Annotated in this window: 9 protein-coding genes; 4 read left to right on the top strand and 5 right to left on the bottom strand. The window is 49.7% G+C overall.

Features of this window, described 5'->3' with window-relative positions; all coding sequences use genetic code 11:
* The first annotated feature begins 100 nt into the window (after nucleotides 1-100).
* Both AC6B99_RS22995 and AC6B99_RS22990 read left to right on the top strand, forming a co-directional pair.
* Complete coding sequence (locus AC6B99_RS22995) at nucleotides 101-520, top strand: hypothetical protein (protein WP_496664323.1); 420 nt, start codon at nucleotides 101-103, stop codon at nucleotides 518-520.
* 16 nt (nucleotides 521-536) lie between these two features.
* A complete protein-coding gene (locus AC6B99_RS22990) occupies nucleotides 537-725 on the top strand; it encodes a hypothetical protein (protein ID WP_056041200.1) in 189 nt (62 codons plus the stop codon).
* 52 nt (nucleotides 726-777) lie between these two features.
* On the opposite strand, the gene AC6B99_RS22985 is transcribed toward AC6B99_RS22990, so the two are convergent.
* From AC6B99_RS22985 to AC6B99_RS22975, 3 genes are all read right to left on the bottom strand, one after another.
* Entirely contained in the window at nucleotides 778-2,703 is a 1,926-nt protein-coding gene (locus tag AC6B99_RS22985; protein ID WP_496664322.1) for an LTA synthase family protein, read from the bottom strand.
* A gap of 187 nt (nucleotides 2,704-2,890) precedes the next feature.
* Nucleotides 2,891-4,981 carry a YhgE/Pip family protein gene (locus tag AC6B99_RS22980; protein ID WP_496664321.1) on the bottom strand — a complete coding sequence of 697 codons (2,091 nt, stop codon included), beginning with the start codon at nucleotides 4,979-4,981 and terminating at the stop codon, nucleotides 2,891-2,893.
* 126 nt (nucleotides 4,982-5,107) lie between these two features.
* Nucleotides 5,108-5,692 carry a TetR family transcriptional regulator gene (locus tag AC6B99_RS22975; protein WP_494863228.1) on the bottom strand — a complete coding sequence of 195 codons (585 nt, stop codon included), beginning with the start codon at nucleotides 5,690-5,692 and terminating at the stop codon, nucleotides 5,108-5,110.
* A 363-nt stretch (nucleotides 5,693-6,055) separates the two neighbouring features.
* Between AC6B99_RS22975 and AC6B99_RS22970 the strand changes: the two genes are divergently transcribed.
* Complete coding sequence (locus AC6B99_RS22970; RefSeq protein ID WP_494863528.1) at nucleotides 6,056-6,475, top strand: DUF4395 family protein; 420 nt, start codon at nucleotides 6,056-6,058, stop codon at nucleotides 6,473-6,475.
* Nucleotides 6,476-6,561: 86 nt separating this feature from the next.
* Here AC6B99_RS22970 and AC6B99_RS22965 read toward each other — a convergent pair whose 3' ends face one another.
* Nucleotides 6,562-11,661, bottom strand: coding sequence for an alpha-L-arabinofuranosidase family protein (locus AC6B99_RS22965; protein WP_496664320.1), 5,100 nt, complete (start codon nucleotides 11,659-11,661; stop codon nucleotides 6,562-6,564).
* A gap of 280 nt (nucleotides 11,662-11,941) precedes the next feature.
* Nucleotides 11,942-13,087: a WD40/YVTN/BNR-like repeat-containing protein gene (locus tag AC6B99_RS22960; RefSeq protein ID WP_496664319.1), complete on the bottom strand. Its 1,146-nt coding sequence runs from the start codon at nucleotides 13,085-13,087 to the stop codon at nucleotides 11,942-11,944.
* A 248-nt stretch (nucleotides 13,088-13,335) separates the two neighbouring features.
* On the opposite strand from AC6B99_RS22960, the gene AC6B99_RS22955 reads away from it, so the two are divergent.
* Entirely contained in the window at nucleotides 13,336-15,366 is a 2,031-nt protein-coding gene (locus AC6B99_RS22955; RefSeq protein WP_496664318.1) for an acyltransferase family protein, read from the top strand.
* Nucleotides 15,367-15,428 lie beyond the last annotated feature (62 nt).

Genomic DNA, 15,428 nt, shown 5'->3' with positions numbered 1-15,428 from the left:
AGGTATTTTTTGTCTTATTCATTTAAAGAAATATTGCTAAACAATTCAGATAAATCCTTCTGAAAATCCGGCTATTTCTGACAATTTTAGAGGTGGTTTTATGCTTTTTGAAAACGAGACAGAAGGAATGCGGCCAAACTGGACACCAGGTTTTAACTGGCGATTGTACTTTCAGATGGGTAATGTGGAAGTGTATAAAATCTGTGTCGTCGGCTCTGATCAAATAGAGGGTGCCATAGCATTAGAAAATCGTGGCGACCATGAATGGATACACTTAATTGAAAAGGCTCCTCATAATCGTGGGGTGAGAGAAAAATATAAATACGTGGCCCACCATCTCTTTGCTTATGCTGCTCAGCGACATATTGAGCAAGGTGGAGACGGATTTGTAGCTTACGAAGCAAAAAGTGGACTTATTCATCATTACGTCAATGAATATGGCGCAGTCTCTATGGGCAGTAGTCGTATGTTTATTCCTAATGTTGCTGGGCATAACCTGATTAGGTTATACTTGAATTAAAGGTGGTGGATTTCAAATGAACAGTAGCAACTATGTAAAAAGCTCTGGCAGAGGACGCACAGATGTAGCAGACACTCGTTTTAATGTTTATGAAGTCTCCCCGACTATACCCGGACCGAAAGACGAACAACGCGATAAAGAAGTTAGCGAAGCCATTGAAGAGTGGAAAAATTTGAATAGCAATCGTGAAAAGCTCCGCCAATAGGCGGAGCTTTTTTACAACAAAAAACTATATTTTTCTAACCCAGATCATCTTATTAATACGCCTCAAGCTCGCGCTTTGGCAGCATTCGCACGTATTTATCTGACAAGCCCATCAGCTTCATAATATAATCATAATCGCTGCGGTATTGCTCAAAATTCGTAACCGGCTCCATCGTATCAAGCGATACGGCAGTGCCGTCCTCAAAGCCTTTGCCGGGAACGAACAAAATATCATTGTTGAAAAATGATCCGCTCGGCAAATAATAACGCATCCCGAGCACGTTTCGATCAATGTTCAGCAGATCATGGCCAAACAGCGTAGCACCCGATTCCTCCGGCTTAAGACCAAGCAAATTAGCAATCGTCGGCATCATATCCAGCTGTCCGCCGACCTGCTCGACTACCTGCCCTTTGCCGCCTTTGGCGCCGCCTGGAACATGGACGATAAACGGAATATTAAAACGGCTGAGCCGCGCATCATACGTCATGCCAAGCTCCGTCTTAAATTGCTCTGGATCGATTTTGTCAGGCTGCAGTCCGAAGTGGTCGCCGTACATAACCAGCACTGTATTATCCCACAATCCCTGCTCCTTAAGCTTGCTAATCAATGTACCGATGGCATAATCGGTATAATGAATCGCCGTCAAATAGTCGCCTAGCTGAGTGCCTGCAAGTGAATCCGGCAGCGTTAGCGTTACGCGATCTGCTGGCACTTTAAAGGGAAAATGGCTGGAAGCTGTAACGAACTGCGCATAAAACGGCTGCTTCATTTCTGCAAGCTTTTGGACCCCGACCCGATAAAGCTCCTCATCCGACGCGCCAAAATCATTAAAATGGTCATCTGTATAATAAGGCTTATCATAATAAGCATCAAAACCAAGCGCTGGATACAGCTTATCGCGATCCCAGAACGTCACATTATTAATATGGAAGGTAGCTGTATCATAGCCTTGCTCCTGTAACAGCTTCGGGAGGCTTGGGAACGCCCGGTCCCCGTAGCCTTTGGACATTGCTTCGCTCCCAACCGGATAGATCGACGTATTCGACATAAATTCGGCATCCGACGTATTGCCCTGACCGATTTGCTGATACACATGAGGAAAATAATAGCCCTCATCCGCCAGCTGATTGAGAGTCGGCGTAATTTCTTGGCCGTCCACCTTAAGATGAATCGGGAAGTTTTGGAAAGCTTCCATTTGCAGCACAATGAGATTTTTACCTGCTGCCGTACCAAATTGCACAGGCTGCTTCGCCGCTAGCTTGCCTTTCGCATCCTTATTTGCTCCAGCCTCAGCATAAGGATAGCTCGCTTGGAGCTGATTAATTTCAGCTATCGTTTCTGACAGACTGCCAGTTTCGGTCTCAATGGCTTCCGTGCTGGCCTGCCAAGCGGCAGATGCCTGAAAGCCGATAAAACCGAGATTTTTAGCCCGCTCCAGCTCATTAGCAATCGACTGATCCATATAAACCTGGCGGCTGAGAAACGATGTACTGACGATCAGCACGACAAGCAGCACCGATACTCGGCCCATACGTTTGTATTCATACACTTTCCGCGTGCGAAATCGCCTCACCGCATATACCGCCAGCCAAATGGCCACATCAAGAAAATAAGTAAAATAGACAGGCTGGATTAGCGTCTGAACGCTTGCCCGTACTTGACCGACTTGATTAATCGATTTCAACACATTATACGTCGGCACCGAGCCGTAATAGTCAAAATAAACCGTCGAGGCAAACAGCAGCAGCGACAGCACCGCATTAACGAGTAAAAAAAGAGCGCCTTTGCGCTTGCCGGGGGCAATCAGCTCGAACAGTAATAATACGCCTAGCAAGCCTAGGCCGTCCATCGCCACATCTCTAATCGTAATCGTATCAAAAATAAAATAGCGAAATAAAGCCAGCTTGATCAGCAGCGCTGCATAAACAAGCAAAAAAGGCGACCGCTGCTTATTTTCCCCAAATAGCTGTTGTTGCATAAGCCTCACTCACTCTCTCGCATTCCACGTTAATATAATCAAGGTGAATATTTAAAAAAAAGAAGCCATCAACACGTGATGGCCGCTTCCTGAATGATAATTGTTAAGATTATATTAACGCATTTGCGTGTTGAATGAAAGAGGAGGTTCTTTCCGATTATTCCTCTTCATTCTTTCTGCTGCTTCATTAAGCAGTAATGGCTTGTAATTTTTCATTTTTGCCAGTCTGGCGATAAAAATACAGGAAGGTCAAGGCGAGCGCAATAATCGCAAAAATGCCTAAAAGCATCATTTGTTCGCGCATAACCCCAAAATCCCCGCTTGCTACAATCGCTTTGAAGCCAATAATGCTGTGTGTCATTGGCAGCCAAGGGTTCACCTTCTGCATCCAGTCAGGCAGCATCTCCAGCGGAAACGTTCCTGCGCTTGAGGTCAGCTGCAAGATCATCAGCACGATGACCGCAAAGCGGCCCGGATTGTCAAGCCATGTGACGAGCATTTGGACAATCCATGTAAAGGTTAAGCTAGTAATAATCGTGAATAGGAAAAATAATGGCTTGCTATGAACTTCGAGCTTGAGGACGTAGAGCAGAACCGTGTCGGCAATGACCGACTGCACGAGACTGACCATCGTAAACGTCATCGTCCGGCTGACAAAACGCTGCATAGGTGTAGCACTGGCAATGCCAGACTCCCTCAAAGAGAACACCGTCGTAAACACGAGCGCACCCATAAACAGCGCCAGTGATAGGAAATAAGGCGTAATGCCCAGCCCATAATGGCTTAGCTTATGATCGGTGTTTTCCGTAATTTTGACTGGAGCAGCAAACATGCTAACCGTGCTGTCTCCTGACTGTACTTCTGACGATTTACTCGCCGCTTCATTTAATTGGCTTGCAAGCTCGCCCGATCCGTCAACAAGCTTTACGGAGCCGTCGGCAAGCTGGCCTGCTCCATCGTCAAGCTTCTTCGAGCCGTCGGCCAATTCGCTAACGCCGCCGTTCAGCTTGCCAAGCCCTGTTTGCAGCTTGGCAGCGCCAGCCTGTAGACTTGAAGCCCCTTCTGCTGTTTTCTGGCCGCCGGCCGCAGCTTCCTTCATCTTGGTGCTGAAGGTATGCAGCCCTTGAGCCAGCTCCTGCTGTCCGCTGCTAAGCTTAGCTGCACCATCCAGCAGCTGCTTCTGCGCCTTTGCAAGCTCCGTGCTGCCCGTCAGCAATTGCTTCTGTCCGTCATGCAGCTGCTCGCTGCCGGACGCCACCTGGCGGCTTGCAGCCAGCAGCTTTGCCAGCTGCTCATTGCTCTGCAGCTCCGGGCTGCTTGCCACGAGCTGCTCCAAACCATCAGCGACCTGGCTTGCGCCGGCCGCAACCTGCGCGCTGGCCTTCTCCGAAGCCGTCAGGCCAGCGGACAGCTTCCCGCTTCCTGCGCTTGCCGCTTGCAAGCCAGCTTCAAGCTTCGCAGCGCCATCGCCTGCGCTGCTTGCCCCAGCGCCGAGCTTGGCAGCGGCCGCAGACAGCTCACTGAGCCCGCTCGACAAAGTCGCGGTTCCCGACTTCAGCGTGCCTGCGCCTTTGGCAAGGTCGCCCGCGCCACTCGCGAGCTGCTTCACACCTGACTGAACGTCCGCTGTGCCGCTCGCCAGCTTGTTCAAATTCGTTTTGAGCGTCGTAATGCCTTCGCCCAGCTTGCCAGCCCCATCTTGCAGCTTTGTTGCACCGGAGCCTGCTTTTCCAAGCCCATCAGAAATTTTATCGATTTGCTCAAACATGCTGCGCGTGTAGGCTTCCGTGATTTGCACGGACAGCTTCGACTTCAGCTCTTTCATTGCCGTGCTGCCGATTTGTGCGCCTACAAAGTTATAATCGCTATTCGGTTCAAAAATAATTTCCGCCTGCTTCGGCTCAGCCTCTGTCAGCGTCGCCGCATCCTGCGAAAACTGCTCAGGAATCGTTATCGTCATATAATAATGATTATTGCTCATGCCGGTCTTTGCCTGATCCTGCGTAACGAATGACCAGCTAAAGTCAGTATTTTTCCCCAGCTCATCGACGAAATCCTCGCCAATATGCAGCTGCTTGCCTTCATAGTCTGCCCCTTGGTCAAGATTAACAACCGCTACCGGCAGCTTGCTCGTCTGTCCGTAAGGGTCCCACGAGCCTTCTACTAGAAAGCTGCTATACAGCATTGGCAGCAGAGCAACCCCCGCTAACGTCAGCAGCACCATCGGCTTCTTGCCGAGCAGCTTGATTTCCTTCCAAAACACTTGAAATACACCCATCGCGAACACGTCCTTTTTCAATATGCTGATCTATGCTGCTTATATGTTGAACCAATGACCATTTCGGTATATTGGTCAGTTTTTTTCAAAAAAATAGGCATCGCCGTCTTGCTCTGACTTTGCCCATTACTTCACCGGATCGGCGACAATGCCATATGCGATGAAGGAAAGCATATTTTGTTTAATCTCATCCTTGCTAAGCGGCTCGCTCAGCTTATTCCAATCGGACGTCAATCCAATGTACAGCCGAAAAATCATAAACGCGGCAATCGCCGGATTGCAAGGCTTCACCTCGCCATTATCAATCGCCCGTTCAAGCTGCTGCTTCAGAAAATCCAGCGCGAACTGTTCCATTCGGCGAATGCCATCAAGCGCCTGCACCGTTCCAATGTCTCGAACCTCCTGCGAAAGCTTCACTGCCAGCTCATGGTCGGAGCGGAAATCGAGAATCGAATCAAGCACATTAAACAAATTGTCGCTAAAAGCCGCATCCTGCTTCGTTCCCTCGCACATAATGCTTTGCAGCTCTACAAAGGCTTTGCCGAGAATTTCCTCAAACAGCTCTTCCTTCGTTTTGAAAAAGGTGTAAATCGTCCCTTTGCCTACATTTGCGATTTTCGAAACAAGATCCATCGTCGTCGCCTTATAGCCAAACTGTGCAAACGACTGCGCCGCCGCTTCCAAAATCAATGTTTTGCGATCAACCGCCATCCCCATAACCTCCCTTGCAACAAGCGTTACAACCGTCTATTGATCGGCTTAATAATCAAAATTGACTAAAATTCATTTTCGGTCAATTGGTCATAAATTAATTTAACACACAGCGATGCAAAAGTACAATCTTTTTTTTATGCGTTTTTTCAAGCATTATTTCTTGAATCATTTCCTTGCATTTCGCCGCCATTGCACAGTCCCAAGGGCGAGAAATAATAGTAGCTAAAATATAGCACCTTTATAGCCCGGTTTAAAGCTTGTTTCCTTTAGACGACGATACAAAATATTTGTGTTGCTCAAATTTCAACTACGGCATACAATAATACCAAGTAAATAAATTGGAATTAGAGGTGAACGGTGATGCGTGAAGTGCCGATGCGCTATGTAAAAGCGAACCAAGTTGGAATCGTAGCTTTTGTTCTTCTCTCCTTTTTCTTCAATCAGCCTTTGTTATTGGGACTATTATGGATGATTCAAGTGGTCGGACTTGCTTCCGCGGGGAAGCTTAATCTTTTTGTCCGGATCGCGAAGCTGTTTATAAAAGAGACAGGCACAGAGATGCAAGCGGCTGAGCTTCAGCGTTTCAACAATGTGCTGGCTGTGCTCTTCCTTACGTTGGCGCTCGCAACCGCAGCGTTTGGCTGGGACATTGCAGCGTATGCGTTCTCCGTTATGCTGCTGCTAGCCGCCAGCGCCGCCTTGCTAGGTTATTGCATCGGCTGCACCGTTTATTTTTGGTACAAGCAATTTCGCGCAGGGCGGAAAATAGGCGGCATTTAGCAATCGCTGCAAGCAGCAATATAAAAGCAGCAAAAAGGATCTCCATTCCAACTGCATTCCAGCAGGGAAAGGAGATCCTTTTTTAGTTATTCGCCTTGCAAGCCCAGAAGCTTGTAGATCATTAATGCTGCCTGTGCCCGTGTAGCCTCGGCCTGTGGAGCAAAATCATTTTGGCCCATGCCGCTCACGATTCCAGCCCCTTGCATGGCAGCAACACCTTTTTTGGCGTATACCGAAATAGCATTCTCGTCTGAAAATGGAGCTGCTGCTTCCTCAGCTAACTCGAGCTCCGCATATTTCGTTGCCTGATAGGCCATGACCGCCATATCTTGTCTTGTAAGTTTGTCGTGCACCCCAAAACTGCCGTCTGATTTTCCTTTAACGATCCCGAGTTTATAGGCTGTGGCAACGGCGTCATAATACCATGTGCCTTGCTGGACATCACTCAGCGGTGTTAGAGCATTCGCCTCCGTCAAATCCAGTCCATTCATTAGCATGACAATAAATTCCTCTCTCGTTATGACAGCTTCCGGTTTAAATTGTCCTCCGCCCGTCCCGCTGATGATATCTCGGGCAGCTAACGCGTTAATCGGCTCCTGCTGCCATGCTTTCGTTACATCCTTGAAGCCGACTTTCTTGTACACGACAGCATATTTGCTGAAATGCTTGGGCTTAAACACCACGCTTCCGCTTAACGAATCATATTTGCTATTTTTCACAGCTTCCAGCGCCCCACTATCCGTGATATAGCAAATAATGACTTGATGCGGATTTTCACCAGGCTGCAATGAATATGGAAAAGCTACAACGATATCCTCTCGCCCATCAAAATCGCTGACCTTCACCCCATCCACTTCCAGCTGGAAGTCATAGACGACTGCACCTGCCACTTGCTGCTGCGTCCCGGCAGGCAGCTTGGAAATATCCGCTTTCGTTATGGTTAGGGTCAAGGTTTTGGGCGCTGTGCCTTTATTATTTTCAAGCCATTTCAAGGATAACGTTACGATGGCAAAGCCCGTATCGATTTCGAGCCACTCGGCTTTCTCTGTGCTTTCAGCTTCCAATACTCGCGTGAGTGGGATTTTCACTTGCCATTCATTTGCCTCCGCATTTGATTTGATTTTCAGCTTGATTTTGCCATCAATGGCGCTTTCCAGCGCGGCCTTCACCGTATTTTCATCCAACTCCACCAGCTGCTTGCCGCCTCCCGTCACCACAGGTGTCGCAGTTGGCTGCGATGAGCTCGAACCGCCAGACGGGCTAGATGTCGGATTCGGTGTTGCGCTTGGCGTCGGTGCCGGACTCGCAGTTGGCTGCGGCGTCTCGCCTGGCGATGGTGTCGCACTTGGCGTCGGCTGCGGCGCTGTACTTGCAGACGGCTCAGGCGTCGACGTTGGCGTTGGCTCCGGTGTCGGGGTTGACGTTGGCGTCGGCGTTGGGCCTTCGTCCTCTTCCGCAACAAGGACGGTTGCCTCCGCCGTCAAGTAGGTGCCGGCCACCTCGCCTTTTACTTTGAAAAGGCCTGTTTTGCTCATTTGCTCCTCATCTATTTTTCCCCATTGCACGTTTGCATGCTGCTCGCTGCCGTCGCTCTTGCTGACGGATACGGAAGCTGGAAGCAGCGGCACCGCTCCAACAGCTGCCTTAACCTGTACAGGCTGAATCGCTGTTATGGCTGCTCCAGGCACTGTTCTCAGTCTTAATACAGTGACCGAATAGGCGGGAAAATCATAAGTAAAGGATTGGCCTAATCCGGCAACCTCCTTCACCTCAGGCATTACATTTTCCGGTGTGGCAAAAGAGTTTTCCGCCGCAGCCGATGCAGCCTTCAGCTCCAGCACGGTAGCGCTGCCGTCGATATAATCAGCATCCACATTTACGATTGAGGTTTGCTCGCTTCCGCTAATATTCACGACTTTGACGATTAGATCACCCGTCTTCTCATCCTTTGTCGTCACGCTGTAAAGCGGGCCAGGGTCCCGATCCACCTCATGCACTAGCACGCCATCCAAATAACAGCGGATGAGCGAGCCCTGCAATTCGATTTTAATATCATACCAACGATTGGCTTCTACTCCGCTGTTCAAGGAATTGCTGACGTTCGACTTGGTGCCGCCAACCGCCTGCTCAATTACAGTCAACGTATTCGACCAGCCGCCAAGATTCCACCAATAATAGTTGTCGGTATCCTTGGCGCCAAACCCGATCAGGAAGCCTTCGAAGCCCGCCGCCTTCTTCGCTTTCAATTGCAGCGTGTAATTGCTCCATTGCTGGCCTTCCTTCAATAGAAGCCGCGCATCCGTTGTACTGGTGGAGGTTTGCTTCAGCACGCCGCTGTCAATGGACCATGCGCCCTTGAAGCTGCTCCACTGTGAAAGCGTCGACGGATCGCTGAAATCATTTTGCAGCAAAACCGTGCCGTCCTTAGCCGTAACCGTTACATCATCATACTCTACACCTGTGTTCCAAGCGCCCAATGCTATCGAGCCTTGGACGGTGCTGCTGCTATAGCTTTTATTTTTCTGGAGCTGGGATGGCATAAGCTGCTGGCCGACATGGCGGCTGAACAGCTGCTGCACGTAATAGTTCGGCGTCCCGTACGCCTGGCTGTTGTCAAACCAAATTAAATCGGTCGTCCACTGCGTATTGCCTTGCCTTGCAAATAAAGGCGCGAACGAAGACATCGCTACTACGTCCGAATTGCGCTCAAGCCCTGTCATAAATGCTGCTTCGGCAAGGGCGCTTTCCATATTGTTTTTTTTGCCCGTTCCGTGCGCTGCATATTCGCCTACAAAAACCTTCGGCCCGCTGCGGCTGTAATGGTCATACCGATTGACATTATTGTAAAACCACTGCGGACTCTGATACATATGCTCATCGACCAAATCCGCTTTATTGCCATTGCTTCCAAGCCAATCATAGGCATAATGGAACATCGAATCTTCTGGAAAAGCGCCCGCGCTCAGTACCAGCTGAATTTCGGGATATTTTGCTTTTATCGCATCATAAAACACTTCATACCGGTCCAAATAATCCTGGCCCCACAATTCATTGCCCACTCCAAGATATTTCATCTGAAAAGGCTCCGGATGACCGTTTGCAGCGCGTACAGCCCCCCAAGTGGAATCAACCGGCCCATTCGCGTATTCAATGAGATCAAGCGCGTCTTGAATATAAGGGTCAAGCTCGTTCATCGGCACTTTCGGCGGATTGCCGTGACAGGACACCTGACCGATAAAAATAATCGGCAAAGGCTCGGCGCCAATATCCTCAGACAGCTGGAAATATTCATGGAAGCCGAGGCCGAACGATTGATAATAATTGGCCGCCCATTGATTGCGCTGGACTTGGCGCTCCGCTACGTCGCCGATTGTATTTTTCCATCTGTAGCGGTTTTCAAGAGAACCGCCTTCCACGATGCAGCCGCCCGGAAAACGGAGAAAGCCCGGATTTAAATTGTCCAGCATTTCGGCTAGATCATAGCGCAGCCCGTTTGTACGATTTTGCCACGTCTTCTCCGGGAACAGCGACACCATATCCAAATCGATGACCGCCTGCTCCGTTCCGATAACGACGAGCTTGGCGTTCGTGCTGGCGGCATTCGATTGAATCGCACAGCCAAGCTTCTGCCAATCAGCTGTAAGGCCTGTCACCTCGCAGGAGCCATAAACCGCGTCATCTTGTCCTCTAAGCTGTGCAACTAACGGTTTTGTCAAAGGGCTTGCGCTCCGTGCATACACGCTGAAATGATAAGTTTCGCCGCTTGCTACAGCTAGGCCGGAATAGCCTGCATTCGCTAGCCCAGCGCCTGCCCCGGCAGCACTGCCCGTATTCGTAATCGTCAGGCGTGCGAATCGCGGATTGCTGGCGTTCAGCGCTCTATCCGTTGCGGTCGTCAGCTCGCCCGCAGCGCCGCCATAAGCGGTTTTGCTCCAAGCGTACAGAGCAGTGCCGAATTCAAAGGAGCGATTTTGCACCATTTCGCCGTATAATCCGCCGTCCGCCGCATAGTTGATATCTTCATAAAAAATGCCGTATAACGTCGGGCTCACCTCATGGGCCGCCTCTCTTCCATTAATATTCAAGGTGTAGGATGCCGAATCCAGCTCCCATACTACGATGGTAAAGGATTTTGTATCCTGCTCCGCCCCTTTCGCAATCGTCGCTGTCAGGATGACCGTCTTATCGCCTTGTCCTGCTTCCGGACGCGTTACCTTCCCCTCTGCGCTCACCGTTGCCGGATTAGAAGAAGCCCAAGTAATAGCCGTCCCCCCGGGACCTGCCGCGGGAAGTGTCAAATCCTTCGTCTGCTGCATCGTATCGCCCAGCTCCAGCCAGTTTTTATCATAAGCAATGATTTCGATATCGCTTAGCGCCTCTCCAACTAGAGAGACAAGCTCGCTTGCCGATAATGCGCGGTCATAGATGCGGAAATCGTCGATTTTGCCGTCAAAATAAGGATCAGCCGCAAATTGGGATTTGCCAATATAATTGTTCGTCGTAAGGCCAAGCTCGGAGGGATCATTTTGCATGTTGCTTACGGTGGCCACTTGAATGCCATTGATAAACATCGTATACGTGTTGCCGGAAATGACAACCGCTACATGCTGCCATGAGCTGGAGGCCGGAAAAGCCGGGCCAGCCAAAGCATTTTCCCCGTTCCCTTGCGGTAATGCCGCGAAATGCGCCACTCCTGCATTATTTTTTAAAGTCAGGAACATCCAATTCGTCGTGCTGGTGCCAAAATCAAACACTCGCGCCCACGTTCCCAAGCTGTCCGCCTTCACCCAAGTGGCGATGGTCATATCATGGGTGGACGAAAGCAAACCATCGGGCAGCTTAACATAACCATCCGTTCCAAATAAATCAATGGCTCCATTTATTTTGCCATCTGCCGTGAAGGCCGCTCCTCCTGCCAATAAGCCGTCATGTCCGTTCAAAGAGCGGTCTTTCACCGTGCTGCCTGCTGTTTCATCAAAGTTGTAATGAAGCAGCAGACCATCGGGCACTGCTGCAGCTGTTGCTTCTGCATGAGCTGTTTCATCAAGAGTTATATCTTCAGTGACCCTTTCTTCAGCAGTTGGGTCATCCGCTGCAAACACCGGGGACACAACAGAGAAGCACAGCAACAGCACCATCGTGCTTGCGATGACATCTCGTAAAAGCTTATTGCGCAAAAAAACCATGAAAGTTGAACCTCCTTGTTTTTATTGGCATGCGTATTCACGTTCTTCACAAATAATAAAGCGTTTTCATAAGTTGTTGAATACAGATTTATGGTGGAAATGTGTAAATTTATGTTTGAATTGGAATCCACGTACCAAGAGAAGAACAAAAAAATAACCTCTTGGCGATTTGCCAAGAGGTTTGTTGGTCCAAACGGGCGCTGCCTGATGATGTTGTTCGGCAAGCGGCTGTGTTATAAAATTCGCCATTTTGCAAATGCTAAATAGGCTCTAATGCTGCTTATGGCTTAGTCGGAATTTCAAGCTTCGTATACCAGGTTTTCCCGCCGTCCACCGTGCTATAGATCGCTGGTGAATTCAGGCTCGTATCCGCCATAAACCCGACATAGGTGCTCGTAAACGAGATCGTATTGGCATAACCGACCGTATCGGACGGCGCAAACCAGGTTTGCCCGCCATTGGAGGAACGTCCGATTCCAATGCGCTGCGCCGCTGGGGAATAAGCGCTCAAAATCGCTGTTCCACCCACAAGCTCAAGGTCGCTCGGATGTCCGCCCGGTGATGCCGGCCCTTGAGTTACGAGTCCCTTTGCTTCGCCAGGCGCTTTGCCGCCGCCCGCTGTACTTTGGCTAATGACTTTGCGCCAGCTTGCACCGTTGTTAGCCGAAGCATACACCGAATACGATTGCTGCGACATGCCAGCTCCGCCATTAAATTGCGCCCAGACTTGAGTGCCATCAGCAACGATTTTACCGCCGCTCAGCTCGTCCGCCTTCACATGGAGCGAAGTTGTCCAGGTCACGCCTCCGTCCGTCGTTCTCGACAAGTTATAGCCGAGTCCCGGCAGGATGACTAGCGCCCAGCCTTGCTTGTCATTCACAAACTCCGCATAGCGCGTGTTTGCCGTGGTTGCGATTTTCGCCCAGCTTTTCCCGCCATCCTTCGTTTTATAGGCAAAGGCATTCGTATAACCAAAGCCATTATTTTTATCTATAAAATGAATACGCTGCAGCTGAAGCTTGCCTGTAGGCAGCTTCGTAAATTTGCTTCCGCCATCCGTCGTAAATAGTAAAGCGTTCGGACCATTGCTTGCAGATTTAGCTAGCGCCCAGCCCGTCGTATTGGAGATGAAGTCGAGCTGTGCAAACTGCCACGTTCCTTTATAAATCGACTGCCAATGGGAGCCTGAATCGGATGTCCCGATTAGAAAGCCATTTCCGGCCGCCCTTCCCGTCGTTGCATTTAAAAATTGAATATCGCTAAAATGGTACGCGCTGTCGCCTGCTGGCTTGCCGCCGAACAAATCCTGACCTGCTGCCTGATCCGCAGCTTGCGCGCTCGGCAGTACCGTAGCCAAACCAATTGCAATTGCCGCTGCTGCCATCATGCTTTTCCCTTTGGAGATCGATCGTTTGGATGTTTTCATTATAAATGTCCTCCTGCTTCGTAGGTGGTGTAATAAACATTATGATTCTGTATTCTTAATACCCTTCATCCACCAAAACGAATCTTATGTCTAAATAGTTGCATGGTAAAAGATCACAATTTCAATACCTGATTTGTAACTTTTTATCCTTTGCATTTTTTTATAATCATTATGATAATAAAGGTAACAGCCCTCATTCGATTCAGATGTTGTGCAACAAAATTAGACATAGGCAGGTAAGAGGCAAAATGGACAACCGCAGGCAGTCACAAGGACATATGGCACGAAATGTAGACGAGCAATCAGGAAATAAAACGTACAGGGCTGGGCTTGACGGAATCAGAGCAATCGCCGTAATTGCGGTTATTGTGTATCATCTTCATCCCGGATGGATGCCCGGCGGACTGCTCGGCGTAGGCATCTTTTTTGTCCTATCCGGTTATTTGATCACTAGTATATTAATGCATGAGCTAGAACGACATGGAAAAATAGATTTGAAAGCTTTTTGGACCCGCAGGGCAAAAAGACTGCTTCCCGGCATGCTGTTTATGATCGCGGTCACCGGGTCAGCGACCTTGCTGTTTGCTTATCCGCATTGGTCTCCTTTTTTAACCGATTTGCCCGGCGTACTGCTATATGTGAGCAATTGGTGGCTCATTTTACATAACGTTTCTTATTTCGAAAGCTTTGGCCCCGCCTCGCCGCTCGGCCATTTATGGTCGCTTGCTGTAGAAGAACAGTTTTATTTGGTGTGGCCGCTTATGCTCTTAGTAGGGCTGCGTTTTTTGAAACGGCGCCGTGCGCTGCTGCTGGGCATACTTGTGCTGACACTATTATCGGCTACTGCTATGGCATGGCTTTACGAGCCTGACAGCGATCCTAGCCGTGTTTATTATGGAACCGATACGCGCATGTTCGGCCTGCTGATGGGGGCGGTGCTAGCTTTGATATGGCCTTTTCATAAGCTTAAACCACGCGTATCCAATGAAGCGCGGCTTACGCTGGATATCATTGGAGGAACGGCACTGCTCCTAACGCTGCTAGCTTTTTGGTATACGAACGAATATCAGCCCTTCTTATATTTGGGGGGCATGCTGCTGCTGTCCGTTGTGTCCATGCTGCTCATTATGACAGCGGCGCATCCAGCCAGCCGAATTGGCCGTTTGCTTTCGATTCCGCCGCTACGGTTTATCGGCGTTCGCTCTTACGGGCTATATTTATGGCATTATCCGGTCGTTATTTTGACGGGCCCAGCTGTTGATACGGGTGAAGTTTCGGTTATGCGCCTAAGCCTGCAAGTTGTGTTGATGCTTGTGCTTGCCACCGTATCCTATAAATATGTTGAGCAGCCCCTTCGTCACGGAAGCATTAGTAAGCTGTGCAAGCAATTCCCCAGTTGGATGGCCGCCCATTCCTATCGAAGAGCCTTTATCGCTTTCTTCAGCGTCTGCTTAGTCGTCACGATGTCGTATGCGCTCCGAATGGATGGGTTAGCGTCGATCTGGAGCAATAAACCGTTCTCACATGTTCAGGCGTCGGGTAATTATGCCGCGGGGAATGCCGATGGTTCGGAGACGGAGCCCGCTGGGCAAGGGAGCTCTGGGGCTGGTACGGGCGTTGCACCGAGCGAGCCCAGCACGGGCGCACCCGAGCAGAAGCCGTCGCCAAGCGGGGAGCCAAGTGCAGTGGCAAGCCCGGAAGGAAGCGGCGAAGCGATCACCCATGCAAGCACCGAGCCGAGCCCGTCTGTTAAACCGAGCGAGTCGGGTGAGGATGGAGTCAAGCGGGCGCCTGAGCATGAGGAGCAGCCTCCACAAGCTGAATCGAAGGTAACCGCAATTGGCGATTCCGTCATGCTCGACATTCAGAGCGCTTTGGAAAAACTCGTTCCGGGCATAGCGGTAGACGGTCAAATTGGCCGACAAATGTCCCAAGCTCCGCCTATCCTTGAGCAGCTCCAGAAAAACGGCAAGCTTGGCGACACCGTTATTATAGAGCTGGGAACGAATGGCGCTTTTGCAAGCAAGCAGCTTGCGCGAATTTCCGAGCTGCTTAAGGACCATAAAAAAATTATTTTAGTGAATACACGTGTTCCCCGTCCATGGGAGCAAATCGTCAACGATGCTCTAGCCAAAGCAACTAAAGATAATAAGAATATGGTACTTGTTGACTGGCACGCTGCCAGCTCGGGGAAAGACGACTATTTTTCACAGGATGGTGTTCATCTGACGGCAAAAGGGGCAAAAGTGCTGGCTGCGCTGATTGCTCGAGCTGTTTAAAGCTTGGATTTGCAGCACATGCAACATCTTGTAACGCCTCGTAACATCTTGTAACATTAAAA

This window comes from Paenibacillus liaoningensis (assembly GCF_059609455.1).
This window is presented reverse-complemented; position numbering and strand designations above follow the sequence as displayed.